The organism is Saccharopolyspora karakumensis (genome assembly GCF_004349225.1).
Lineage (GTDB): Bacteria > Actinomycetota > Actinomycetes > Mycobacteriales > Pseudonocardiaceae > Saccharopolyspora > Saccharopolyspora endophytica.
The window spans coordinates 1-23,810 of sequence record NZ_SMLA01000055.1 but is presented as its reverse complement, the minus strand read 5'-3'; the positions used below and the strand labels follow the sequence as shown (position 1 = coordinate 23,810).

The 23,810-nt window shown below is 69.1% G+C and carries 18 protein-coding genes; 8 read left to right on the top strand and 10 right to left on the bottom strand.

Annotation, left to right across the window (positions count from 1 at the left end; translation table 11 throughout):
• The first annotated feature begins 102 nt into the window (after positions 1-102).
• The 5 genes from E1202_RS25790 to E1202_RS25770 are packed head-to-tail and all read left to right on the top strand — an operon-like array spanning position 103 to position 7,117.
• The gene (locus E1202_RS25790; RefSeq protein ID WP_132685722.1) at positions 103-1,683 is read left to right on the top strand and encodes an aldehyde dehydrogenase family protein; all 1,581 of its coding nucleotides are present in this window, start codon (positions 103-105) and stop codon (positions 1,681-1,683) included.
• Positions 1,683-2,819, top strand: a complete 1,137-nt coding sequence (locus tag E1202_RS25785; protein ID WP_132685721.1) for an NAD(P)/FAD-dependent oxidoreductase — start codon at positions 1,683-1,685, stop codon at positions 2,817-2,819. The genes E1202_RS25790 and E1202_RS25785 overlap by 1 nt, the downstream gene beginning before the upstream one ends.
• A gap of 12 nt (positions 2,820-2,831) precedes the next feature.
• Complete coding sequence (locus tag E1202_RS25780) at positions 2,832-3,983, top strand: Glu/Leu/Phe/Val family dehydrogenase (protein WP_207918918.1); 1,152 nt, start codon at positions 2,832-2,834, stop codon at positions 3,981-3,983.
• A gap of 18 nt (positions 3,984-4,001) precedes the next feature.
• Entirely contained in the window at positions 4,002-4,916 is a 915-nt protein-coding gene (locus E1202_RS25775; protein WP_132685720.1) for a LysR family transcriptional regulator, read from the top strand.
• A complete protein-coding gene (locus E1202_RS25770) occupies positions 4,913-7,117 on the top strand; it encodes a thiamine pyrophosphate-dependent enzyme (protein WP_132685719.1) in 2,205 nt (734 codons plus the stop codon). The genes E1202_RS25775 and E1202_RS25770 overlap by 4 nt, the downstream gene beginning before the upstream one ends.
• Before the next feature lie 631 nt (positions 7,118-7,748).
• Here the strand turns inward: E1202_RS25770 and E1202_RS25765 are convergent.
• From E1202_RS25765 to E1202_RS25750, 4 genes are all read right to left on the bottom strand, one after another.
• Complete coding sequence (locus E1202_RS25765; RefSeq protein WP_132685718.1) at positions 7,749-9,056, bottom strand: UDP-glucose dehydrogenase family protein; 1,308 nt, start codon at positions 9,054-9,056, stop codon at positions 7,749-7,751.
• A 12-nt stretch (positions 9,057-9,068) separates the two neighbouring features.
• On the bottom strand, positions 9,069-10,127 hold the full coding sequence (gene galE, locus E1202_RS25760) for a UDP-glucose 4-epimerase GalE (RefSeq protein WP_268952364.1): 1,059 nt from the start codon (positions 10,125-10,127) through the stop codon (positions 9,069-9,071).
• A gap of 19 nt (positions 10,128-10,146) precedes the next feature.
• Positions 10,147-11,970 carry a glycosyltransferase family 2 protein gene (locus E1202_RS25755; protein WP_207918915.1) on the bottom strand — a complete coding sequence of 608 codons (1,824 nt, stop codon included), beginning with the start codon at positions 11,968-11,970 and terminating at the stop codon, positions 10,147-10,149.
• 173 nt (positions 11,971-12,143) lie between these two features.
• A complete protein-coding gene (locus E1202_RS25750) occupies positions 12,144-13,145 on the bottom strand; it encodes a UDP-glucuronic acid decarboxylase family protein (RefSeq protein ID WP_132685717.1) in 1,002 nt (333 codons plus the stop codon).
• A gap of 273 nt (positions 13,146-13,418) precedes the next feature.
• Here E1202_RS25750 and E1202_RS25745 point away from each other — a divergent pair, with 273 nt between their 5' ends.
• Positions 13,419-15,089, top strand: coding sequence for a right-handed parallel beta-helix repeat-containing protein (locus E1202_RS25745; RefSeq protein ID WP_165943991.1), 1,671 nt, complete (start codon positions 13,419-13,421; stop codon positions 15,087-15,089).
• Positions 15,090-15,327: 238 nt separating this feature from the next.
• On the opposite strand, the gene E1202_RS25740 is transcribed toward E1202_RS25745, so the two are convergent.
• Complete coding sequence (locus tag E1202_RS25740; RefSeq protein ID WP_132685715.1) at positions 15,328-16,704, bottom strand: aminotransferase-like domain-containing protein; 1,377 nt, start codon at positions 16,702-16,704, stop codon at positions 15,328-15,330.
• Between E1202_RS25740 and E1202_RS25735 the strand changes: the two genes are divergently transcribed.
• Entirely contained in the window at positions 16,703-17,614 is a 912-nt protein-coding gene (locus tag E1202_RS25735) for a DMT family transporter (RefSeq protein WP_132685714.1), read from the top strand. The genes E1202_RS25740 and E1202_RS25735 overlap by 2 nt on opposite strands.
• Before the next feature lie 28 nt (positions 17,615-17,642).
• Here the strand turns inward: E1202_RS25735 and E1202_RS25730 are convergent, their stop codons facing one another.
• The 3 genes from E1202_RS25730 to E1202_RS25720 all read right to left on the bottom strand — a co-directional run bounded on the left by E1202_RS25730 (position 17,643) and on the right by E1202_RS25720 (position 21,915).
• On the bottom strand, positions 17,643-19,043 hold the full coding sequence (locus E1202_RS25730; RefSeq protein ID WP_132685713.1) for an FAD-binding oxidoreductase: 1,401 nt from the start codon (positions 19,041-19,043) through the stop codon (positions 17,643-17,645).
• A gap of 67 nt (positions 19,044-19,110) precedes the next feature.
• Positions 19,111-20,571, bottom strand: a complete 1,461-nt coding sequence (locus E1202_RS25725; protein WP_165943990.1) for a carboxylesterase/lipase family protein — start codon at positions 20,569-20,571, stop codon at positions 19,111-19,113.
• 57 nt (positions 20,572-20,628) lie between these two features.
• Positions 20,629-21,915: a wax ester/triacylglycerol synthase family O-acyltransferase gene (locus E1202_RS25720; RefSeq protein ID WP_235879012.1), complete on the bottom strand. Its 1,287-nt coding sequence runs from the start codon at positions 21,913-21,915 to the stop codon at positions 20,629-20,631.
• Between the two features lie 25 nt (positions 21,916-21,940).
• Between E1202_RS25720 and E1202_RS25715 the strand changes: the two genes are divergently transcribed.
• Positions 21,941-22,318 carry a hypothetical protein gene (locus E1202_RS25715; protein WP_132685711.1) on the top strand — a complete coding sequence of 126 codons (378 nt, stop codon included), beginning with the start codon at positions 21,941-21,943 and terminating at the stop codon, positions 22,316-22,318.
• Between the two features lie 271 nt (positions 22,319-22,589).
• On the opposite strand, the gene E1202_RS25710 is transcribed toward E1202_RS25715, so the two are convergent.
• Together E1202_RS25710 and E1202_RS25705 are read right to left on the bottom strand one after the other, a co-directional pair.
• The gene (locus tag E1202_RS25710; protein WP_132685710.1) at positions 22,590-23,474 is read right to left on the bottom strand and encodes a mycobacterial-type methylenetetrahydrofolate reductase; all 885 of its coding nucleotides are present in this window, start codon (positions 23,472-23,474) and stop codon (positions 22,590-22,592) included.
• 209 nt (positions 23,475-23,683) lie between these two features.
• Positions 23,684-23,810: adenosylhomocysteinase (locus E1202_RS25705; RefSeq protein ID WP_132624608.1), on the bottom strand; the 127-nt coding region annotated here is incomplete at its 5' end.

Genomic DNA, 23,810 nt, shown 5'->3' with positions numbered 1-23,810 from the left:
GCTGGGTCTCAGCGCGACAAGAAATCACTCTTCTGATTCTCAACAGAGCGCGCTCCGCCGTTCTACGGTGATCTCAGCGTGGTCCCGAGCAGGAAGAGGTGCATGTCGGTGCAGGCGACGTTGAGCTCCGTGATCGGTCCGGACACCCCGGAGGTGATCGACGGCGGAGGCGAGTACCTCTCGAAGAACCCCGCGAACCTCGACGACGTGGTCGCCAAGGTCGCGCTGGGAACCCCCGAGACCCTGGTGGCCGCGACCGAGCAGGCCCATCGCGCCCAGAAGGAGTGGGCGCAGGTCCCCGCTCCGGTGCGCGGTCGCGTCATCGCGGGCCTGGGACGACTGGTCGAGGCCAACAAGGAGTCGCTGGCCAGGCTGGTGACCCGCGAGATCGGCAAGCCCTACGCCGAAGCGCTCGGCGAGGTGCAGGAGATCGTCGACACCTGCGACTTCTTCCTCGGCGAGGGCCGCAGGCTCTACGGGCAGACGGTGCCCTCGGAGATGCCGGACAAGCAGCTGTTCACCTTCCGCGTGCCGGTCGGGGTGGCCGTGGTGATCACCGCGGGCAATTTCCCGGTGGCGGTGCCGTCCTGGTACCTCGTCCCGGCGCTGCTGTGCGGCAACGCGGTGGTGTGGAAGCCGGCCGAGTACGCCGCCGGGGCGGCTCGTGCGGTGGCCGAGCTCGCGTGGAAGGCGGGCGTGCCGAAGGGCGTGCTCAACCTCGTCTACACCGACGGCGAAGCGACCTTCAAGGGCCTGGAGTCCTCGCTGCAGGCGGGCACGGTGAACAAGGTCGGCTTCACCGGTTCCAGCGCGGTTGGCACGCGGGTCGGCGAGCTGTGCGGGCGTCACCTGCAGAACCCGTGCCTGGAGCTGGGCGGCAAGAACCCGATGATCGTCACCGAGGACGCCGACCTCGACCTGGCAGTGGAGGGCGCGCTGTTCTCCGGCTGGGGCACCGCCGGTCAGCGCTGCACCTCGCTGGGCAACCTCATCGTGCACCGCGACATCAAGGACGAGTTCACCTCGCGATTGGACGCGGCGCTGCGAGCGGCCACCGTCGGCGAGCCCGGTGGGGACGTGCTCTACGGTCCGATGCTGGACCAGAAGTTCGCCGACAACTTCGAATCCATCCTCGACACCCTGCAGCCGCACCACACGCCGCTCGGCTCGGATGCGGTCGGTCGCATCACCGACGACAAGCCGCGGAAGGGCTTTCACGGCGATGCGGGCGCGGGCCTGTACTACCACCCGGTGCTGGTGGACGGGATGCGCACCGACGATCACATCTTCCGCAACGAGACCTTCGGTCCCATCGTCGGCGTCACCACCTACGAGACCCTCGACGAGGCGATCGAGCTCGGCAACGCACCCGGGTACGGTCTGTCGGCGGCGATCTACACCACCGATCCGGCCAAGGCGTTCCGGTTCCGGCAGGGCATCGGCGCGGGCATGGTCAGCGTGAACAACTCGACCTCCGGCGCCGAGGCGCACCTGCCGTTCGGCGGGAACGGCAAGTCCGGCAACGGAAGCCGTCAGTCGGGCATCTGGGTGCTCGACCAGTTCACCCGGTGGCAGTCGTTGAACTGGGACTTCTCCGGCAAGCTGCAGAAGGCCCAGATGGACGTCGACACCGTCGAGCCCGAGATGGACTACCGCCTGCCTCCGGAACTGGGCGGGAACTAGTGCTTCCGCCCGCAGCGGATGTGGTGGTCGTCGGCGGCGGGGCGGTGGGTGTCAGCACCGCCTTCCACCTCGCCGAAGCCGGCGCGGACGTGCTGTTGCTGGAACGCGGCGAACTCGGTTCGGGCAGCACCAGCAAGGCGGCCGGCGGTGTCCGGGCGCAGTTCTCCGATCCCGTCAACATCGAGCTCGGGCATCGCAGCCTGCGGGCCTTCGAGGACTTCGCCCGGCGGCCGGGCGGCGACATCGATCTCAAGCAGCAGGGGTACCTGTTCCTGCTGTCGGACCCCGCTGATGTCGCCGCCTTCGAAGCGAGCGTGGCGCTGCAGAACTCGCTCGGAGTGCCGAGCCGCATGCTGACGGTGCCGCAGGCGCGCGAGCTGTCCCCGCTGGTCTCGCCCGAGGGCCTGCTGGCGGCGGCCTACTCCCCGACCGACGGGCACTGCACTCCCGAAGGCGTCGTCGGTGGGTACGCGCGAGCGGCTCGCGAGCACGGCGCGGTGCTGCGGCGCCGCGTCGAGGTCACCGGCATCGAGACGAGCGGCGGTGAGATCAGCGCCGTGCGCACCGACGCCGGGACCGTGCGGACCTCGACTGTGGTGTGCGCGGCCGGGGCGTGGTCCGCGGCGGTCGGCGAGTTCGCCGGTGTCGAGCTGCCGGTGCGTCCGCTTCGCAGGCAGGTCCTGGTCACCGAGCCGATGCCGGACCTGCCGCCCCGGCTGCCGTTCACCATCGACTTCGCCACCAGCTTCTACTTCCACGACGAAGGGCCCGGCCTGCTGGTGGGCATGTCGGATCCCGACGAGGAGTTCGGGTTCCGGCTGGGCACCGACGACCGCTGGCTGGGGCGGCTCAGCGAGGCCGTCGCGCGACGGGCTCCCCGGGTGGCCGACGCCGGCGTGGCGCACGGGTGGGCCGGTCTCTACGAGATCACCCCGGACCACAACGCGCTGGTCGGCAACGTCGGCCGGTTCTTCTACGCGACCGGCTTCTCCGGGCACGGCTTCCTGCAGAGCCCGGCGATCGGCGAGGTGATGCGGGACCTGGTCCTGGGCCGCACACCACCCATCGACGTCTCCGGTCTCGACGTGCGCCGATTCGACGGCGCCGAGGTCCGGCCCGAGCACAACTGCGTGTAGGAAGGGACAACCGTGGTTGATCTGTTGCAGGAGATCGACGAGTGGGGCCCGGAGAAGGTCGTCTGCGTCTCCGACGCGCGCACCGGGATGCGGGGCGTGCTGGTCATCGACAACACCGCGCGCGGCAGCGGCAAGGGCGGCACGCGGATGGCCCCGGGCGTGACCATCGGCGAGGTCGCCCGGCTGGCGCGGGTGATGACCTGGAAGTGGGCTGCGGTCGACCTCTTCCACGGCGGCGCCAAAGCGGGCATCGCGGCCGATCCCGATTCGCCGGACAAGGAAGCGGTGGTGCGCGCGTTCGCGCGACGCCTGGCCGACCAGATCCCGGCCAGCTACGTCGCCGGGCTCGACATGGGCATGACCGAGCACGACGCGGCGATCATCCAGGACGAGCTCGGCGATCGCGGTGCGGCCGTCGGCGTCCCGGAAGCCCTGGGCGGGGTTCCCTACGACCAGCTCGGCGTGACCGGGCACGGTGTCGCCGAGGCCGCGGTGGCGGCTCTGGAGCGAGCGGGCAAACCGGTGTCCGGGGCCCGGGTCGCGGTGCAGGGCTTCGGGGCGGTCGGGGCGGCCACGGCCGCTCGGCTGCACGAGCTGGGCGCGCAGCTGGTCGCGCTGTCCACAGCGGACGGTTCGGTGCACGACGCCAACGGTCTCGACGTGCCCGCGTGGCTGGCCGCCAAGGCGGAGTTCGGCGACACCTGCGTCGCGAAAGCCGCACCGGCGCAACGCATCGCGCACGGCGAGGAGTTGACCGTGGACTGCGACGTGCTGATCCCGGCCGCCCGCCAGGACGTCATCGACTCCTCGGTCGCGTCCCGCATCCGGGCCGGGCTGGTCGTGGAAGGCGCCAACCTGCCCACCGGTCTTGCTTCGCGCGCCGCGCTGGCCGCACGAGGGGTGGCGGTCGTGCCGGACTTCATCGCCAACGCCGGTGGCGCCATCGCGGCCGGATTCGCCATGGACGAGCGGTATTCCGCGTTCCGCCCCGAGCCGGCCACGATCCTCGACGAGGTCGCGACCCGGACCAGGCGCAACACCCTGCTGGTTCTCGACGCCGCGGCGGAGACCGGGGTGCTCCCGCACGCGGCGGCCCTGGAGATGGCCCAGCAGCGGGTCCGCGAGGCGATGCGGCTGCGCGGCCGCCTGCCGGTCCCGGCCTGAACCACCTGAGGAGTCGGCGTGCTCAACCCCATCCATCTGCGGACCTTGCAGGAGTGCGTGCGCACGGGCTCGTTCGCCGAGGCCGGGCGAATGCTGGGCTACACGGCCTCGGCCGTGTCGCAGCAGATGGTGCTGCTGGAGCGGGCGATCGGGGCACCGCTGTTCGAGCGCTCGGCCCGGTCGGCCCGCAGCACCGCGCTCGCGCTGCGGCTGGCCGATCGCAGCCGGGACGCGCTCGGCGCGCTGGACTCGCTGGAGCGCGAGGTGCGGGCGATGGTGGTCGGCGAGGAGGGCAGTCTCCGCCTCGCCTCCTTCGCCACCGCCAACTCCCGCGTGCTGCCGGACGTGCTCGCGGCCGTGATCTCGCAGCGCCCCCACGCCGAGGTGCAGCTCGACGAGGGCGAACCGGACGAGGTCGTCGACGGCGTCCTGGACGGGCTGCTCGATGCGGCCCTGGTCTTCGAGTACGACCTGGACCCGCGTCAGTGGCCGATCGAGCTGTGCGCGGAGGAGCTCCTGGCCGAGCCGCTCCGCGTGGTCCTGCCCTCCTCGCACCGGCTGGCGGGCCGGGGCCGGGTGGAACTGCCGGACCTGGCGGGCGACAACTGGATCTGCACCCGCCAGGACACCGCGGGCGCCCGCTCGCTGGTCCGGCTGGCCGCCGCGGCGGGCTTCGCGCCGCGCATCACCTTCCGCAGCAACGACTACTCCGTCATCCGCGACCTGGTGCGCCGGGACCTGGGCGTCGCCGTCCTGCCGGCGCTCGCCATCCCCCGGGAGCAGGAGGGCGTGGCCCGGATCATCGGGTTCGAACCGCACCGGCGGGTCAAAGTCCTCTACCGCAAGCAGAACACCAACCCGCTGCTCCCCGTCGCCCTGGAATTCCTCGCCAAGTCCTGCACAGCGGTCGCATCCGAGTGGGAGCAACCATGACCGAACCCATCGACGAACACTTCGTCCAGTCCCTCGCCCACTTCGATGACCGGATCTCAGTGGAAATCGGGACCCCGAGTTCCACTGAAATCGGGTCCGCCGGTGTCTCGGGTGAGGATCTGGTGGCGTTGTTCGACTCCCAGGCGGGGAGTCGTCACCTGGACTTCAAGGCCCGGGAGCTGGGGAAACGAGGTGTGGGTTTCTACAGCATCGGGTCGTCCGGGCACGAGTCGAACGCCGCTGTGGCGGCGGCGCTGCGGGTGAGCGACCCGGCGCTGCTCCACTACCGGTCCGGGGCGTTCTACCTCCAGCGGGCCCGCCCGGTCGCCGGGAGCACCCCGCTGATGGACGTGCTGCTGGGCGTCGTCGCATCGGCGGACGAACCGATCTCGGCCGGTCGGCACAAGGTCTTCGGCAACGCCGACCTGTCGGTCATCCCGCAGACCTCCACGATCGCCTCGCACCTGCCGCGCTCGGTGGGACTGGCGTTCGCGCTGGAGCGCGGCGCGAAGCTCGGGGTATCAGCGGAGTGGCCCGCCGATTCGGTCGTGGTGTGCAGCTTCGGCGACGCCTCGGCGAACCACTCGACCACTACCGGCGCCATCAACTCCGCGCTGCACTGCGGTTTTCAGGGACTCCCGCTGCCGCTGCTGTTCGTCTGCGAGGACAACGGGATCGGGATCAGCGTGCGCACACCGTCGGGCTGGATCGCCCAGACCTACCGGGACCGGCCCGGCCTGCGCTACTTCACCGCCGACGGGGCCGATCCGGTGGAGTGCCTGCGGGTGTCCCGGGAGGCCGCCGACTGGGTGCGCGAGCACCGCGCGCCGGCGTTCCTGCACCTGCGCACGGTGCGGCTCATGGGCCACGCGGGCTCGGACGTCGAATCGGCGTACCGGTCGCGCACCGAGATCACCGCCGACCACGAGCGCGACCCGCTGCTGGCGACCGCGAAAGTCCTCATCTCCCGAGGCGTTCTCACCCCGGACGACGTCCTCGCCCGCTACGAGGCGGTGCGCGCGGAGGTCGCCGCTCTCGCCGAGGACGCGCTGAGCCGTCGCAAGCTCGGCAGCGCCGCGGAGGTCATGGCCTCCGTGCACGCCCACTCCCCCGAGGCCATCGCCGCGCGGACCGCCGAAACCCCGCCGGGCCGCGCCACGACCTTCGGCACCGCACCCGAGGACGAGGGGCCGCTGACGCTGGCGCAGGCGATCAACCGGTCCCTGGCCGAGGAGCTCGGGCGTGACAACCGCGTCATCGTCTTCGGCGAGGACGTCGCGCGCAAGGGCGGCGTCTACGGCGTGACCCGCGGTCTGCGCAAGAAGTTCGGCGGCAGCAGGGTTTTCGACACGCTGCTGGACGAGCAGAGCGTGCTCGGCACGGCGCTGGGCGCGGGCTTGGCGGGCCTGGTGCCGATCCCGGAGATCCAGTACCTGGCCTACCTGCACAACGCGGCGGACCAGTTGCGCGGCGAGGCGAGCACGCTGAGCTTCTTCTCCAACGGCCGCTACACCAACCCGATGGTCGTGCGCATCGCCGGGTACGGCTACCAGAAGGGCTTCGGCGGGCACTTCCACAACGACGACAGCGTCGCGGCCCTGCGCGACCTGCCCGGTGTCGTCGTGGCCTCGCCGTCCCGGCCGGACGACGCGGCGGCGATGCTGCGCACCTGCGTGGCCGCCGCCCGCGAGGACGGGCGGGTGTGCGCCTTCCTCGAACCCATCGCCCTGTACCACACCCGTGACCTGCACGAAGCCGGCGACGACGGCTGGTTGTCCCGCTACCCCGCGCCGGGCGAGCACCACGTGCCGATCGGTCGAGCCCGGGTCCACGGCGACGGCGAGGACCTGACGCTGGTGAGCTTCGGCAACGGCGTCCCGATGAGCCTGCGCGTCGCCGAACGACTCCGGCACCAGGGCGTGCACGCCCGAGTCCTCGACCTGCGCTGGCTCGCCCCGCTCCCGGCCGAGGACCTGCTCCGGGCCGCCGAGGCGACCGGCACCGTGCTGGTCGCGGACGAGACCCGCCGCAGCGGAGGCGTTTCCGAGCCCGTCGTCACCTCGCTGGTCGACGCCGGGTTCACCGGCCGGATCGGCCGCGTGGCCAGCGAGGACAGCTTCATCCCGCTCGGCGCGGCGGCCTACCACGTGCTGCTCGACGAGGACACCATCGAGACCGCCGCGCTCAAGCTCATGCGTTGAGTTCTGGGAGCCCCGTGGGCCCAGATCGTCGGCAGTGCGCGACCAGGGGCGGAGGTCGAGGAGACGGAAAGGTCGAAGATACGGGTGAGGCGATCGGTCTGCCGATAGGGGCCCCAGCGGGGGCCGGTCGCCGCGAACGAGCCGCGAGACTCGCCGAGAGCACTTCGAAGCCATCCGGTCCGCAGCCGAGCGACGCCTGGGGCAGCGGCCGCCTGCACCGTTCCGAAGGCAGCTTTGGTGTCGGCGAGCCAGACCGGGTCCAAGACTCGGGCAGGTGCAACTCCCGGTTGAGCAAAGCATGCCCAGGCACGGAGGTGTAGGTCACAAGGTACCAATCTTGCAGTTTTCTGAGCGGCCGGTGGTGCCCGAGCAGTGTCGCTGCATCCCCGCCGAGCGGTCCTTCAAAACCCAATCTCGTCAGCGATCAGCACGCCCTCCCCGGTCCCCGAGGTACTCGACGACGTAGTCGCCGACATCGCCACGCGCACCGTCGATCACTCCTGGTGCCAGCTCGCGCTCACGCTGACGATCTTGAGGATCGGAACGCATCGGCATGCGTTACGAATCCGATGCGCTCAGCCCGGGGAGCCACCCTTCGAAGTTGACCACCACCTTCCGCCAAGGCCCTAGCTCAAGCTCCGAGCACTCGGACGGTCCAACCAGCCTCGCGCCAGCGAGGAGCGTCCAGGCTGTTGCGCGCGTCAAGGACCGACATGCACCGGGTGACGCTGCCCAGCGAAGCCGGGTCGATGTCGTGGTAATCGTCCCAATCGGTCAAGTGCAGTGTCAGGTCCGCTCCCTCGCAGGCCTTGCCCACCTCGTGCACGTAGTTGAGAGCGGGGTACACCTCGCGTGCGTTGTCGATACCCCTCGGATCGTGCAGGCGCACCGAGGCGCCCTCCGACTGGACCGAGGCCGCCACCTCCAACGCTGGCGAATCACGGACGTCGTCGGTGTTCGGTTTGAACGTGGCGCCCAGCACCGCGATGTTCCGTCCGGTGAACGAACCGCCCACCAATCTCCGCGCCAGGTCCACAGTGCGATCCCGGCACCTCAGGTTGATCGCATCGACCTCGCGCAGGAAGCGGAGCGAACGTCCCGCACCGAGCTCTTCTGCGGCGGTTGCGAACGCTCGTATGTCCTTGGAGAGACATCCGCCGCCGAAACCCAGACCGGCGGAGAGGAAGCTCCTGCCGATCCGCGAATCCCGGCCGAGGCAATCGGCCACCGAGTGCACGTCGGCCCCGACGACCTCGCAGATCTCGGCCATGGCGTTGATGAACGAGATCTTAGTCGCCAGGAAGGAGTTGGCCGCGACCTTGGCGAGCTCAGCGGTGGCGAGGTCGGTCACGATCAGGTCGGTCTCCCCGAGCAGAGGTGCGTACACCGCGCGCAGCTTATCGGCGGCCTCCAGGGTCTCCACGCCGATGACCACGCGGTCGGGGCGCAGGGTGTCGCGCACCGCGAATCCTTCGCGGAGGAACTCAGGATTCCACGCGACAGCGAACTCCGTTCCGGGATCGATGTTCTCGGCGATCTCGTGCTTGATCCGAGCGGCTGTTCCAACCGGCACCGTCGACTTGCCCGCTACCACACAGCCGGTGCGCAGATGAGGTGTTAGTTCGCGCACCACCGAGCGGATGTGACGTATGTCCGCGGCACCGGAATCGGGCTGCTGCGGAGTGCCCACGCAGATGAAGTGGACCTCGGCGAACTCCCCCACCTCTCGGATCGACGGCGTGAATCTCAGTCGTCCGGTGGTCAACCCGCGGTCCAGCAGTTCCGGGAGACCCTCCTCGTAGAACGGCGCTCGGCCGACCGACAACGATTCGAGCCGCGCTACGTCAACGTCGGTGGCCAGCACCTCGTGGCCCAACTCGGCCATGCACGCCGCGTGGACTGCACCGAGGTAGCCGGTTCCGATAACACTCACCCGCATCGTCAACTCCGTTCACATCTCGCTTACCAGGAACCGGCCGTGGGCCGGTTCCTGGTAACCGCTCGGGTTCGCGCGGTGGAACCGCCACGCGTCGGCGCACATCTCGGACATGTCCCGCTTAGGGCGCCAGGACCACCGGGCCGCGATAGCACTCGCGTCGGCGATGAGCTCGCCGACGTCACCGGGACGGCGCCCGAGGATGCGGTACGGGATCTCGTGTCCGCACGTCTCACCGACGAAGGCCATCAGCTCCAGAACCGAGGTTCCGCGACCGGTTCCGACGTTCAAGATCTCCAGGCCGGGCGAATCGCCGGCGTGCTCGATCGCCATGCGATGAGCATCGGCGAGGTCCACGACGTGCAGGTAGTCCCGCACCGGCGTTCCGTCGGATGTGTCGTAATCGGATCCGAACACGTCGGCGCAACCACTCTCGTTCGTGGCCACTCGCATGAGGTGGGGAACCACATTGGTCACCGACCCCACCGGGGCCTCCCCCAAGCGCCCGCTCTGGTGCGCACCGATCGGGTTGAAGTACCTCAGGGAGATCGCGCGGCAGCTGTCCGAGCGGCGGCAGTGGTCCGAAATCATCTGCTCCGCCATCCACTTCGAGCGCGCGTAGGGGTTGGTTGGGTTCGGCGCACAGCTCTCTTGCAGCGGCATCGCCTGCGCATGCCCGTATATCGAGCAGGAGGACGAGAACACCATCTCGGGGACACCGTGTTCGTCCATCAACCTCAGGACGTTGTGGGTCCCTGCCACGTTGACGCCGTAGTACGCCAGCGGCTGCTCAATCGATTCGGCGACGTGCTTCTTTCCCGCGAGGTGCACCACGACGTCGATGCGATGACGTTCGAACACTTCCGCCAGCTCACGGTAGTTCCGCACGTCTGCTTCGTGGGCCACTACCTTCTTTCCGGTGATCTCGGCAACCCGGTCGAGAGCCAGCCGTGAGCTGTTCGAGTAATCGTCGACCACCACGACCTCGTAGTCGCGTTCCACAAGGTCCACGCAGATGTGACTGCCGATGTAACCGGCACCACCGGTTACCAGGATGGTGCGAGATCCGTACATTCGAAGCCTCCCGAGAAGTTCAGAACCAGCCCAGCAGAATGTCGACATAGGGCGGGTACATTGATATGGCCAGGCCCAGTGGAAACAACGCCGACACCGCGAGGCGCATCGGAGCAGCGGCGGTCACGTCGAACGCCACGCCCAGCGGGACTGCGGCCGAACGCGCGTTCTCCAGCGCGTGCAGCAGCGGAAGGATCACTGCCACGGCGGTGTACACAGTAGAGCCCAGCAGGCATAGGAACGTGTATCCGATTGCGTTCGTGTATAGCTCACCGACCACCGCCGAGAGCGAAAGACCGACCGCGATCATCACGTACGGCGCGATCAACCGTCGGGGCATGGGTTCCAGCCGGTTCTGAGCCTTGGGGGTGACCTTGAACGTGAGCGGTGCGCGGCGAACCTTCTGCACCACCGCGGCCGACACTCCCAACGCGACGTAGGGCCATCGCGCCAGGGCGAACAGCCACATTTCCCAGCTGATGACAGGCGCGTAGGGAGGCCGCAGCAAACCACGTCTGCGCAGCAGCAGCTGGATCGCGAACAACCACACGAACACCGCCCACCAATGCGCCAGAAAGGAGAAGTAGTTCACGTTGATCCACGGCACACCCGTAACCGCGGCGACGGCGGGCAACACGAGCCCTGCCATCGTCGTGAACGCCACGAGGGGGTAGTAGGTCAGCACCAGAAGGAACCTCACGCGCAGATACCACGGAAAACGCGGCACGTGGCGCGGAACAAGGCCCATCAACAGCGTGACCAGGCTGCGCGACCACTGGAACTCCTGTGTGATCATGCCGCCGAACCCGACCGGTCCGGTTCCATTCGCGATCGCGTCGGGTGCGAAGGCCCCCGACCAGCCGGCCGAGGAGAGCAGGAAGGTCGTCGAGAAGTCCTCCGCGAGCTCCGGCCCCAGTCCCCCGATTTCGCGCAGCGCGCTCGTCCGGACCGCGTAGTGCGATCCGATGCAGACCGGGGCGTACTTCCCGCTGTGCCCCATCTGCATCGGACCGTGGAACGCGGCCTCTCGGTACAGCCGGCCGCGCGCCGACCACGATTCGCCGGCGTTCGCGTCGCACACGCTGGGAGCGGAGACCCAGCCGATCGCAGGATCGGCGAACGGGCGCACCATCTCGGCGAGGTAGCTCTCGGTCGGCACGTGATCGCTGTCGAGCTGGGCGACCACGTCGTAGTGCTCGTAGCCCCAGTGATCGTAGAAGAAGGTGAGATTGCCTTCTTTGCACTTCGTCCTGCGCGGCCACGCGGACCGGTGGTAATCAGGACGATCCCGCCGAGTCGAGACGAGAACACCCGACTCGGCACACCAGCGCAGAGCCTCGTCGGTGGGATCTTCGTCGCAGAGCCACACGTCGTAGGGGCCGGGGTACCGCTGAACCAGCATCGCCTGCAGCGTCCGCCGCACCATCGACCACGGTTCCGAAGGCGCCTTGGTCACCACCATGGCGGTGCGCACGGCGGGTAGGCGCTTCGTCGGATCCACTTTCCGCATCCGATTGATGGAAAGCAGGAAGTACGCCGGCATAACCGAGAGGTAAGCGATCAGGACGCTGTTGGCCACCAGCCCGAACACGCTCGCTCGGTGGGCGGGCTGCAGCCACCAGCACCAGAAGTACACCAAGCTGGCGAGCCAGCCCGCCGAGAGCACCCCGATCACGACGCGGTCGCGCCGCGCGAGCGCGTGGACGAACGTGGAACGGGCGGGTCGCTTCCGCCGCGAAGTCCGGGTGAACTTGGGACCGGCAGGCCCCATCGTCGCGATGTTGCCGTTGGACAGGTCGGTCACGAAACGTTCCACGCTGCCCGGACCATCGGTCGTCGTCATAGTTTCCTCGTAATCCCCAGATCTGCGCCCGGCTGTTCCGCGCGACCGCACGACAGCTGCGCGTGGAATCCAACCCAACCCACTGAAGCGGAGAACCGGCCCTTCGGGAATGGACCTCCCCGGGAATGCCCGGCGAGTTCATCCGTGCCAAAGTCACCGGAGCACCACGACCATCACGAGCCGACGTTGGTGGTCGCCCTCATCGGCTGGGTTTCCGGCCCGGTGGTGGGGAGCACCAGCTCGGCCGAAAGAGGAGTCCGGAACCATTCGATGGTGTTCCGCAGTCCCTCTTCCAACGGGGTCGTCGGGCTCCAGCCGAGGACGTGCCTCGCGCGATCGATCACCGGGCGACGTCGTACCGGGTCTCCCACGGGCAACTCCCGGTACTCCACCTCCGAGTTGCTCCCGGTCAACTCTCGTACCGTCTCGGCCAGGGAGTTGATGGTGATCTCCTCGGGGTTTCCCAGGTTGACCGGACCCGGTTCCGGCGACGACAACATGTCGAGGAGCCCGCGGACGAGATCACCAACGTGGCAAAGACTGCGTGTCTGCGAACCGTCGCCATAAATGGTCAGCGGCCTTCCGTCCAAGGCCTGGGTGATGAAGTTCGACACCACGCGCCCGTCCGTATCGCGCATCCGAGGCCCGTAGGTGTTGAAGATGCGCACGATCCCGGTATTGACGTCCGCAGAACGCCGGTAGGCGGCGGAGAGGGCTTCGGCGAACCGCTTCGCCTCGTCGTACACGCTCCGGGGTCCCACCGGGTCGACGTTGCCCGGATAGCTCTCCTGCTGCGGGTGCTCCAGCGGATCACCGTAGACCTCGCTGGTCGAGGCCAGTAGAAACCGCGCTCCGTTCCGCTTGGCAAGTTGCAACGCGTGCTCGGTTCCGCGGCTGCCCACGGCGAGGGTTTCCAGCGGAATCCGGTGGTAATCCACCGGTGAGGCAGGGCTCGCCAGGTGCGCCACCGCGTCGACCTGGCCTGTCACATCGAACGGCAGGCTCACGTCCTGCTTCAGATAGGAGAATGCGCTGTCCGTGAGGAGGTGAGCGATGTTGTTTCTGCTCCCGGTGACCAAGTTGTCCACGCACACCACCTCGGTACCACGGTCGAGCAGGGCCTCACAGAGGTGTGCGCCGATGAATCCGGCACCTCCGGTGATCACTACGCGCATGTGAGTCTCCTAACCTCTCCGCTCCGAACCTGATCGACTGTATGGGCGGGGAGATCAGCGGGCTTGCCGGTATTCACTCATCCCGGGGGGTCGGACCCAATGTCCACTCAGAAGTGTCATTCGCGAAATTGATTCGCGCACTGCGGAAACCGCAGCCCCGATATTACGATCTTGCCGGATTGCGTACCTGAGCAGGGCTTGCCAGATCAGACCAGAAAGAGAATTGGAACGGCCATGATTGCAAAAGCATCCCCCCGGAGGATCAGTCGGCGCATGGCCATCAGCTGGTTCGCGATGGGGCCGTTCATAGCAGGTGGCGGAGTCAGCCTCGGCGTCGACATGACCCGGCGTGGAATGGTCGGTGCGGCGATGAGGCCACCGGAAGAGGTATCGGCGGGAAGAACCTTCCACATCAGCCCTAACGGGGACGACTCGGCGGACGGCCGATCGCCGGCCAGCGCATGGCGAACGCTCGAGCGGGCGAAGTCGGTGTCTCTCCTCCCCGGTGACAGGTTGCTTCTGGAAGGCGGGACAGCGCTGGAGGGGATGGTGCGGCTCGGCCCGAAAGATGCCGGCGACCCCGCACGGCCGGTGGTCATCGGGTCCTACGGGTGGGGACGGGCCCGGATCCACTCTCCCGAATCGGGGATCTTCGTGCACAACACGGGAGGGGTCGAGATACGGGATCTCATCCTCACCGGGCACGCGGATACCGCATTCCACAACAACGGCGGGGTCGCCCTCTTCGCGGAAATCGGCCCTGGGCGGGAATTCTCCGGAATCAGTATTTTCAACCTCGACATCAGCGGGTTTCAGAACGGGATCGAGGTCGGATCGGCGACTTCGCGTTCCGGGTTCCGCGACGTTTCCGTGGCAAATTCAGTCCTGCACGACAATCGCGATTCTGGCTTCTCCTCCTACGGCCCCGAATTCGATCCGGAGTCCCCGTCCTACTCGCACAGCATCATCGCGATCTCGGACACGACAGCGCGCGACAACAAGGGCGACCCGGACGAACAGTCCCGGAACACCGGAAGCGGCATCATCCTCGGGAGCGTCCGGAACGCCCGCGTGCAACGGTCTCAGGCCTACCGGAACGGAAGCGAGAGCCGCGCCCCCCAAGGCGGTTTCGGGATCTGGGCCTACGATTCCGATGACGTGCTGATCCAGCACAACGTGTCGTGCTTCAACCGCACCCAGCACGCCGACGGCGGGGGATTCGACCTCGACCAGAACGTCACCGCCTCGGTGGTTCAGCACAACCTGTCGTACGGCAACGACGGGCCCGGCTTCATGATGTTCAGCGACCAGCCACGAAACTGCTTCGGCAACAACACGTTCCGGTTCAACGTGAGCGTGGACGACGCGCGCCGCAATTCCTTCTACGGCGCGCTGACGCTTATGGGCAACGTGCAGAGGGTCAACGTTTTCAACAACACGGTACTCGTGCTTCAGCGCTCCGGTCCCGAGTCGCCCGTGGTGTACCTTGCACTGCCCGAGAACTACGCGCCGGCGTACATCGGGCTCCACAACAACGTGTTCGCCTCCCACTCCTCGGGGGCCCTGGTGCACATGCCGGTCGGCGCGACACCGGCCGACGCCGTCTTCGCGGGCAACAGCTACTTCTCGTCCGCGGGGCCGGCCTTCGATTGGGACGGAGCGCAGTACGACTCACTGGGGAGTTGGCGTGCCGCTACCGGGCAGGAAGAACGCGCGAACCACCCCACGGGCATCGAAGGCGACCCCGAGCTTTTGAACGCACACACGCCCACCCGAGTGGTGCCCGCCGCCGAGGTAGAGGACTTCACGGCGATCAAACCGGTCCGCGACTCACCGCTGATCGGCAACGGGTTGCCCTTGGGCGAGTACTTCGGCATCGATACGGGTGGACGCGATTACTTCGGCGAGCCGATCGCCGACCGCGCCAGCATCGGTGCCGGTTGATCGCGTGGCCGAGAGGCCCGGCACACCGGACCCGTCTCGACCGCGTGATCAACCGGCGGCTCTCGGCAGGTCGACCAGGTCGGCGAGCCGGCCACGAGGCGCTCCGGAGGCGCCGAAGGCGAGTGCGGTGGTGCGGTCGACACAATCGCAACGTCCGCCAACTATGTTTCAGGACGTGGCCCCTGACGAGCCAGCCGAGCTGCCCGCGCTGGTTGAGTAACCGACGGTCGCACGCTCCTTACCTGACGAGCGCCTCGCCGATGAGCCGGGCCGCCTGCGGGTAGGCGCCGGCGTTCGGACCGGCGTAGTTCAGGCGCAGGAAGCGGCCGGTCGGTTCGGCCGGGAACCACTCGTCGCCCGGGGCCACGACGACCCCGGCGGTTTCGCAGTCGCGCACGAGCGCGGGCAGGTCGGTGGTGTCCGGCAACCGCACCCAGAGGTTGAGCCCGCCCGCCGGAACGTCCAGGTGCGCGCCGGGGACGTGCTCGCGCACGGCCTCGGCCAGCAGGTCGCGGCGGGCGGCGAGCTGCTTGCGGAGTTCCCGCAGGTAGGTGCGCCAGGCCGGTTGGGTGACCACGTCGAGGGCCACGGCCTGCAGCATGCCGCTGACGTAGACGGCCTCGGACTGCGTGTCGGCGAGGATCCGCTCCCGCGCGGGGCCTCGGGCGATGATCCCGGCGACGCGCACCGACGGCGAGACGGTCTTGGTCAGCGACCGCAGGTAGACCACGTGCCCGTCCTCGTCGCGTGCGGCCACTGGAACCGGGTCGGTGGTGATGCCGAGATCGCGGGCCCAGTCGTCCTCGATGAGGAAGGCGCCGTGACGGCGCACGGTGTCGAGCACGTCCTCGGCCAGGCGCGAAGACCACTGCACGCCGGTGGGGTTGGCGAAGTTCGGCTGGGCGTAGAAGGCGCGCGCACCGGTGCGCTCGAAGGCGCGGGCGAGTTGGTCCGGGTCGGGGCCGTCCGGTCCGCTCGGGACGGGCACGGTCTGCACGCCGACCTGGGCGGCCGCCACGATCGCTCCCCAGTACGTGGGCGACTCCATCAGCAGCGGACGTCCGGCGCCCACCAGCGCGCGGAAGATCGCGCTCAGCCCGCTCTGGCTGCCGGGGAAGATCACCACGTCGCCCGGGACCGCAGTGCCGAGCTCGGTGGCGAACCACGATTGCAACTCCGGGACGCCGGCCGTGGCGGGCCGGTCGAAGACGGCGTCGCTGCGGGCCGCGCGCGTGAACGCGGATCGGACCAGCCGTTCGGGTAGCAGTTCGCGGCACGGGTACCCGGAGTGCAGCGCGATCACGTCGTTGGGCGCGGGCCGCATGGCGGTGGACAGCGTCGGGCGGCTGTTCTTCGGCGACCCCAGCGCGGCGGTCTGCCAGCCGAAGTCGCTCGGGCGGGCCACCCGAACCGAGCGGACGAACGTCCCCACACCCGGGCGGCTTTCGATCAGCCCTCGGGATGCCAGGGTGCGCAGCGCTTTCTGCACGGTGACCGGGCTGACCCCGTGTTCCGCGACGAGCTCGCGCGTGGACGGCAGTTTCGCGCCCGGTCGGGCCGTGGCCATCCACTCGCGGAGTTCCGCGACGATCCGCGAACTGCTATCATCCGACATGACAGTCAATAGTAGCGCTACTGCTCTCCGGGAACCGGCGCTATCCCCCTCTCGCGCGGGACTCGCCTGGGGGTTCCTGGGCGTGGTGGCGTTCTCGTTCACCCTCCCGCTCACCCGCATCGCGGTCGACGGCCTCTCGCCGCTGTTCATCGGCGCCGGCCGGGGCGCCGTCGCCGGGCTCATCGCCGTCGTCGCGCTGCTGGTCACCCGGCAGGCGTTGCCGCGCGGCACGCAGTGGGCGCGCGCCGCGATCGTCGCGGGCGGTGTGGTCGTGGGGTTCCCGTTCCTGACCTCGTACGCGCTCGCCACCACCCCGGCCAGCCATGGCGCGGTCGTGATCGGCGTCCTGCCCGCGGCGACCGCGGTGATGGCGGTGCTGCGCGGGCACGAACGGCCGCCGAAGGCGTTCTGGATCATGGCCGGTCTGGGGGCCATCGCCGCGGTGTCCTTCGCCTCGCTGCAGGGCCTGGGCGGACTCCACCTCGCTGACCTGCTGCTGTTCGGCGCCGTCGTCGCCGCGGCGATCGGCTACGCCGAAGGCGGACTGCTCGCGCGGGAACTCGGTGCCTGGCAGACGGTCTCGTGGGCTCTCGTGCTGGCCGCGCCCGTGATGATCGTGATCACCGGCATCGAGGTGGCCGAACATCCGCCGAGCGCGACCCCGGTGCAGTGGGCGGCCTTCGCCTACCTGGCGGTGATCAGCCAGAACCTCGGATTCCTCGCCTGGTACCGGGGCCTGGCGATCGGCCCGATGGCCCAGGTCAGCCAGATCCAGCTCACCCAGCCGGTCATGACGATCCTCTGGGCCGCCCTCCTGCTGGCCGAACCCCTCACCTGGCCCACCGTGCTCGGTGCTCTGGCGGTGGTCCTCTTCGCGGCCCTCTCAGTGCGCACCCGCCTCACGTCCTGACCGGGGCGCTGCCGAGAACCGCACCGGATCAGGAGGGGTCGCCGAAGACCTTGCCGGGGTTGAAGATCCCGGCGGGGTCGAGGGCGTTCTTGATGTCGTGGTGCATGTCGATGACCTTCGGCGACAGCTCCGCGTGCAGGCCCTTGCGCTTGAGCAGACCCACGCCGTGCTCGCCGGTGACCGTGCCGCCGAGGTCGATGGCGTCGGCGACGATGTCGTCGAAGGCGCGCTGGGCGCGCAGGCGGGCCTCGTCGTCGCCGGGCGGGGTGATGATCAGCGGATGCAGGTTGCCGTCGCCGGCGTGGGCGATGTTGGCGATCTGCGTGTCGTGCCGCTCCGCGGCGGTCTCGATGCGCGCGAGCATCTCGGGGACCAGGGCGCGCGGGACGCAGACGTCCTCGGTGAGCAGCGGGCCGAGACGCTCCAGCGCCGGGTAGGCCAGGCGGCGGGCCGAGAACAGGGCGTCGGCCTCCTGCTGGTCGGTGGAGCGCGCGCTCCAGGTCGCGCCCGCTTCTTCGAAGCAGCGCACGAGGGTGTCGACCTCCTGCTCCCCCGCTTGGCCCGGCGCGTCCGAGCGGCCGAGCAGCAGCACGTTGGCCTCGGCGGACAGGCCCATGTTCTTCCACTCGTCGACCGCGCGCAGGCAGTGCTGGTCGAGCAGTTCCAGCGCCGAGGGCACCACACCGGATGCCGCGACGGCCGCGACGGCCTCACCCGCGGCGACCAGCGAGTCGAAGTAGCCGACCACGGTGCGCTCCGGTGCGCGCAGGCCCGGCAGCAGCTTCACCGTCACCTCGGTGACCACGCCGAGCGTGCCCTCGGAGCCGACGAACAGACCGCACAGGTCGTAGCCGGCGACGCCCTTCGCGGTGCGACGGCCGAGCCGCACGACCTCGCCGGAGCCGACGACGGCCTCCAGCCCGAGCACGTAGTCCCGGGTCACGCCGTACTTCACGCAGCACACGCCGCCCGCGTTGGTGGAGACGTTGCCGCCGATGGTCGACCACGGCGAGCTCGCCGGGTCCGGCGGGTACCAGGCGCCGTGCTCGCGGCAGGCGGCGCGCAGATCGTCGTTGACGACACCGGGCTGGACCACGGCCAGCTGCTCGCGCGGGTTGATCTCCAGGATCTCGTTCATGCCCTCCAGCGAGATCAGCACGCATCCGTCGATGGCGTTCGCGCCACCGGACAGGCCGGTCCCGGCTCCGCGCGGCACGACGGGCACCCCGTGCTCGGCGCAGGCCTCGACGGTGACGACGACGTCCTCGGTGCTGCGGGCGCGCACGACCGCGAGCGGCTTCCCGTAGGGAGCCCACTCGGCTTCGTCGTGGGAGAAACGTCCGGTGGAGTCCGGATCGGTCAGCACCACCTCGTCCGGCAGGGCCGAGCGCAGTGCCCGCAACGCCGCGTTGTCCGAGTTGTCCACCATCGATGACCTCCCACTTCGCGAAATGCCCACACACTAACTCCGTGAACAGGACGTGGAGCGGGAGGTCCTAGCCGAGCTCCGGGAAGCGGTGCGCCCAGATCTGCCGAGACCCGCTGACCGGATCGGACGCGAGCGAGAGCGGCACGTCGAAGATCCGCGTCCGCCGGTCGGTGAGCTGGTAGCCGGGCCAGCCGGGATCCCCGGTGGCGGCGAACGAGGCCCAGGCCCCGCGGATCGCAGCCGACAGCTCCTCGAACCCGGCCGGGGAGGCACCGAGCATCGCCAGCGCCAGCGGGTCGTCGACGTTGCCGAAGGTGAACGGGACGTCCAGCCCGTGCGTCGCGCCGAGCAGGCCGTCGCGCTGCGGGGTCTCCCAGGTGAACTCGTACAGGAAACCGCGCCCACCGGCCGCCGCGAGCGCCTCGGCCATCCACACCGCGGGCATCCGGAACAGCCTGTCGCCCAGCAGCACGGTGTAGAGGTCGGGATCGGCCACGCCCGGCAGCGCCGACCGGTACTCGGCGACCGTCGTCGACGGCAGGTGCAGGTCATCGGCCAGTCGCTGCACGTCGCGGGCTTCGGCGGGCAGGTCGATGGTGAACCCGGTGGCCTCGTCGCGGTTGAAACCGGCGATCACGTCGATGCCGTTGGCCGCGCCACCGCGCATCGCCACCCACGGCAGCTCGGAGAGCAGCTCGCCGTCGAGGACGACGTTGTAGGGCGTGCTGTTGGTCCAGGCCGCCCGGTTGCGGTTGATCTCCGCCATCGCGTGGGTCTGCGCCGCGTGCAGGTCTTCGGGCGGGACCTCCGCGAGCGCCGCGGTCGTCGCGGGCATGCCGAGCCGTCCGGTGATCAGCTCGCCGATCTTGCGGTTCTCGGCCTCGTCGCAGTACATCGCCGCCGGGCTCTGGGCGATGGCGCGGCGGAACAACCCGCGCCGCGCGGAACCCGCGACCAGGGTCGCCACCGAGACCGCACCGGCCGATTCCCCGAAGATCGTGACGTTGTCCGGGTTTCCGCCGAAGGAGATGATGTTGTCGCGGACCCAGCGCAGCGCGGCCAGCTGATCCAGGATCCCGCGGTTGGACGGGGCGTTGTCCACCCAGCCGAAGCCCTCGTAGCCGACGCGGTAGTTCACCGTCACCACGATCACGCCGTCGCGCGCGAGCGTCGCCCCGTCGAAGCCGTCCGTCGAGGCGGTCCCTCCCAGGTACGCGCCGCCGTGGAACCACACCATGACCGGCAGGTGGCCGCCGCGATCGGGAGTCCAGACGTTGACGGTCAGGCAGTCGGTCGAGTCACCGGGCCGCCAGCACGCGGGAAGCGCGGGGTCCAGCGCGGCCTGGGGCACCGACGCGCTGTAGCGCGAGGCGTCCCGGAGCCCGTCCCAGCGCTGCGGCGCCACCGGCGCCTGGAACCGGCGCGGACCGTCCAGGGGCGCCGCGTAGGGAATCCCCTTGAACGACATGACATCGCCGTCGGAGGTGCCCCGCACGGCGCCGTGCTCGGTTCGAACGATGAGGTCCACGCCTCCGTATAACCAGCCGAAGTTCGATAACGAAGGCGGATTTCCAGCGTCCACGTCTCACGTCCCGTCGCTGAGTTCGGCGACCGCTTGCGGCAGCGCCTCGGCGAGCTTCTCCAAGTCCGGCAACGCCGCCCGGTTTGCCTGCACACCGATGTGCACCGTGCCGCGGAACTGCGAGACCGCGATCGACAGCGAGTGGCCGGAGGCCAGCGGCGCGAGCGGGAACAGCTCGGCGACCTCGGCGCCGTCGAGCGCGGCGTGGAAGGTCGGCAGCGGGACGTTGGTGACCATGGTGTCGAACAGCAGCGGCGCGCCCTGCGCGACCAGCGGTGTGGCCACGTGGTGCAGCACCTGCGGCAACCGGCCGGCCAGCACGGGGAACGCCCCTGGTCCGCGCAGCGGTCCGGCGCTCTTGTTCCCGCTCATCTCGGCGCGGATGGACGCCAGCCGGGTGGCCGGATCGGGCTCGTCGACCGGCAGCTCGCACAGGTAGCCGGAGAGCTGGTTGTTGCCGCTGCGGGGCTGGTTGCTGCGCCTGCGGCACACCGGGATCAGCGCGCGCACCGGGACCTCGGCGGAGTCCTCGCCGCGCGCGGCCATCCAGATCCGCAGCGCTCCGGCGATCACCGCGAGCACGACGTCGTTGTTGGTGCCGCCGCCGTGCCGGGAGCGGATGCGGCGGACGTCGGCGAGGTCGATGGGCACCAGCGCGAGCCGGCGCGCCGGGGACGTCGAGGCGTGCATCGGCGAGGACTGCGCCGGGACCCGCATGTTGCGCATCACCGACGCCGCGATCCCCAGCGACTCGCTCGACTTCGACAGCGTGCCGCGCAGCGCCCCGACCAGCTTCTCCGGTCGGCGGATCAGCCCGAACGCCTCGTCCAGCGGGTTCGGCGGCGGCGTCGCGGGGGTGTCGGTGAGATCTGTGAACTCGTCGAGCAGCCGGACCCCGACCTCGACCGCGTCGTGCCCGTCGACCAGCGAGTGGTGGAACTTCATCAGCACCGCGAACCGGTTGTCGGCCAGGCCGGTGATCAGGTGCAGTTCCCACAGCGGGCGACGCTGGTCGAGCGGATCGGCGATCAGCTCGGAGGCCAGGATCGCCAGCTCCTCGCGCCCGCCGGGGGCGGGGATCTCGTGGTCGTAGACGTGCTCGGCGGCGTCGAAGTCGCGGGCTTCGCGCCAGTGCGGTTGCAGCCACGAGCGCTCCAGCCGCATGCGCAGCCGGGCGATGCGCTGCGCGCGCTCGGCCAGCACCCGCCGCAACCGGTCCCGGTCGACCGGGCCGTCGGAGCGGAACACCGCGACGGCGCCGACGTGCATGGGCGTGTCCTCGTGCTCCATGCACAGAAAGGCCCAGTCGAGTGGCGTGAGTTCACTTCTGGATGGCGTCTCGGTTGCGCTCATCGCCTATTTCCCGTCAACAATGAATTGGTCATTCGCTTTACAAATCAGTTTCCGAAAGGACCGCGCGGCAGGATTGCGAACCAAACCGAATCCGGCTCGCAATCCGACGATCTGGTGGACCGGCAGTCCTGCGAACGAGCACGAACATGCTGGTGGCGACGACATCGACGGGTTCCTTCCGGTGCTGTCGGCGATCGGTGTGCGCGCACCGAACACGGCAGCGATGAGGGTTTTTCGGTTTGACGCACGAGCGTTATTCACGTACCGGTGCGCCGTTGCACGATTCGTCATCGTAACCGCTGACGAGTGCGTCGACCTTAGCGAAGAAATGATCGGTTGAGAACGACCGACATCGCCCGCGCTGAACCCCGGAAGAGTTTTGATCACTTCGTTCGGTGCCCGTTCCCGCTCAGCCGATCACCCGAAAGCATGCAGCAGCGCCGATGATCCGGCTCCGACGGACGAAGCGATGACGCCGAGCACCGGAGCGGAACCCGCGAAGCCGCCGGATTGTCACTCGAACGCTGCCCCGGAAAGCACGAGACCCCGCCTCCGCAGGCGTGTCGCGCTGCGGGGGCGGGGTCGCGTGATTCCCAGCCGGGTGGTTCTGCCTACTTGCCGGGCTCCCAGTGCTCCAACATCGCCGCGAACGTCTCGAACGCGGGAGCGTTGTAGCCGTAGGGGGCTTCCAGGTGGACGCTGATCGGGAAGCCGAGGTCGTGCACGCCGTCGACGACCCGCTTGTAGAGGTCGACGACCGCCTGCTTGCGCTGCTCGAAACCGAGCTCGGCGGTGCGGGCGACGAACTCCTGCTCGGCGGCGACCGCCGCGTTGCCCGGGTCCTGGATGAGCCACTGGATGAGCTTCTTGTTGCCCTCCACGCCCGGGATGAACCCGAACGACAGCAGGATCTCCGGGCGGTGCGGCGTGGTGCGCGCGAACTCCTTCAGGAAGTCCACGATCGCGTCGGAGTAGAGCAGCTGCGTCATTCCGTAGGTGGCGCCGCGCTCGCACTTGAACCCGAACCGGCCCTGCTCCCCTTCCCGGGTCGGGATGAGGATGGAGCCGCGGTGCGGGACGACGTCCTGGAACTTGGTGAGCGCGTCGGTGGGCGGTACGCCGGGGCCTTCGCCGTCGGCCATGTTCCGGGGCACGCCGACGAAGGCGATGCCGTCCATGTCGGCGTCGCGCAGCGCCTGCAGCCGCTCGGCCAGCGCGCGCTCGTCGTGGAACGCGGTGACCTGGGTGCACAGACCCCGCAGGTCGCCGAGCTCCGGGCGGATCGTGCGCCAGAAGTCGATGGTGTCCATCTTGGGCCGGAAGTCGACCGGGCGGTCGCCGTCCTCCTGGATGATCCCCGGGATCATCACGTGTCCGATGCGGCCGGTCAGCCCCGTTTTGCGGCTGAGCTCGGCGATCTTCTGACCCTCTTCAACGGCCCTCTGCACACCGCCGTCGAGGTCGGGCGGAACCAGTTCGAGTGCGATGGTGGTCATGTCGGCCTCAGGTATTCCTTCTGTCGACTTCGGTCACCGCGGCGCTTCAAGTGGATTCGCCTGCGAACCTGCGCGTGTGCGACAGGGACCGTTTTCTTTCAAGGAGAAGGTTTTTCGACGCGACCGGCGGGCCGTCGTGGACACCCCGCCTGGCTATCGCGGAACCGGGGGTGGTCACCGCCCGCGGGGAGCGGTGACCACCGGCCGGATCAGTAGCGGTAGTGCTCGGGCTTGTAGGGGCCCTCGACGTCGACGCCGATGTAGGCGGCCTGTTCCTTGGTCAGCTTGGTCAGCTTCACGCCCAACGCGTCCAGGTGCAGACGCGCGACCTTCTCA

Excerpts from the sequence above, each read along its gene's own strand:
- E1202_RS25790 (WP_132685722.1), top strand. The coding sequence starts at position 103 with ATGTCGGTGCAGGCGACGTTGAGCTCCGTGATCGGTCCGGACACCCCG.
- E1202_RS25720 (WP_235879012.1), bottom strand. The coding sequence starts at position 21,915 with ATGGAGCACGAGGACACGCCCATGCACGTCGGCGCCGTCGCGGTGTTC.
- E1202_RS25745 (WP_165943991.1), top strand. The coding sequence starts at position 13,419 with ATGGCCATCAGCTGGTTCGCGATGGGGCCGTTCATAGCAGGTGGCGGA.
- E1202_RS25750 (WP_132685717.1), bottom strand. The coding sequence starts at position 13,145 with ATGCGCGTAGTGATCACCGGAGGTGCCGGATTCATCGGCGCACACCTC.
- galE (WP_268952364.1), bottom strand. The coding sequence starts at position 10,127 with ATGTACGGATCTCGCACCATCCTGGTAACCGGTGGTGCCGGTTACATC.
- E1202_RS25730 (WP_132685713.1), bottom strand. The coding sequence starts at position 19,043 with ATGGTGGACAACTCGGACAACGCGGCGTTGCGGGCACTGCGCTCGGCC.
- E1202_RS25755 (WP_207918915.1), bottom strand. The coding sequence starts at position 11,970 with ATGACGACGACCGATGGTCCGGGCAGCGTGGAACGTTTCGTGACCGAC.
- E1202_RS25735 (WP_132685714.1), top strand. The coding sequence starts at position 16,703 with ATGACAGTCAATAGTAGCGCTACTGCTCTCCGGGAACCGGCGCTATCC.
- E1202_RS25770 (WP_132685719.1), top strand. The coding sequence starts at position 4,913 with ATGACCGAACCCATCGACGAACACTTCGTCCAGTCCCTCGCCCACTTC.
- E1202_RS25740 (WP_132685715.1), bottom strand. The coding sequence starts at position 16,704 with ATGTCGGATGATAGCAGTTCGCGGATCGTCGCGGAACTCCGCGAGTGG.
- E1202_RS25710 (WP_132685710.1), bottom strand. The coding sequence starts at position 23,474 with ATGACCACCATCGCACTCGAACTGGTTCCGCCCGACCTCGACGGCGGT.
- E1202_RS25765 (WP_132685718.1), bottom strand. The coding sequence starts at position 9,056 with ATGCGGGTGAGTGTTATCGGAACCGGCTACCTCGGTGCAGTCCACGCG.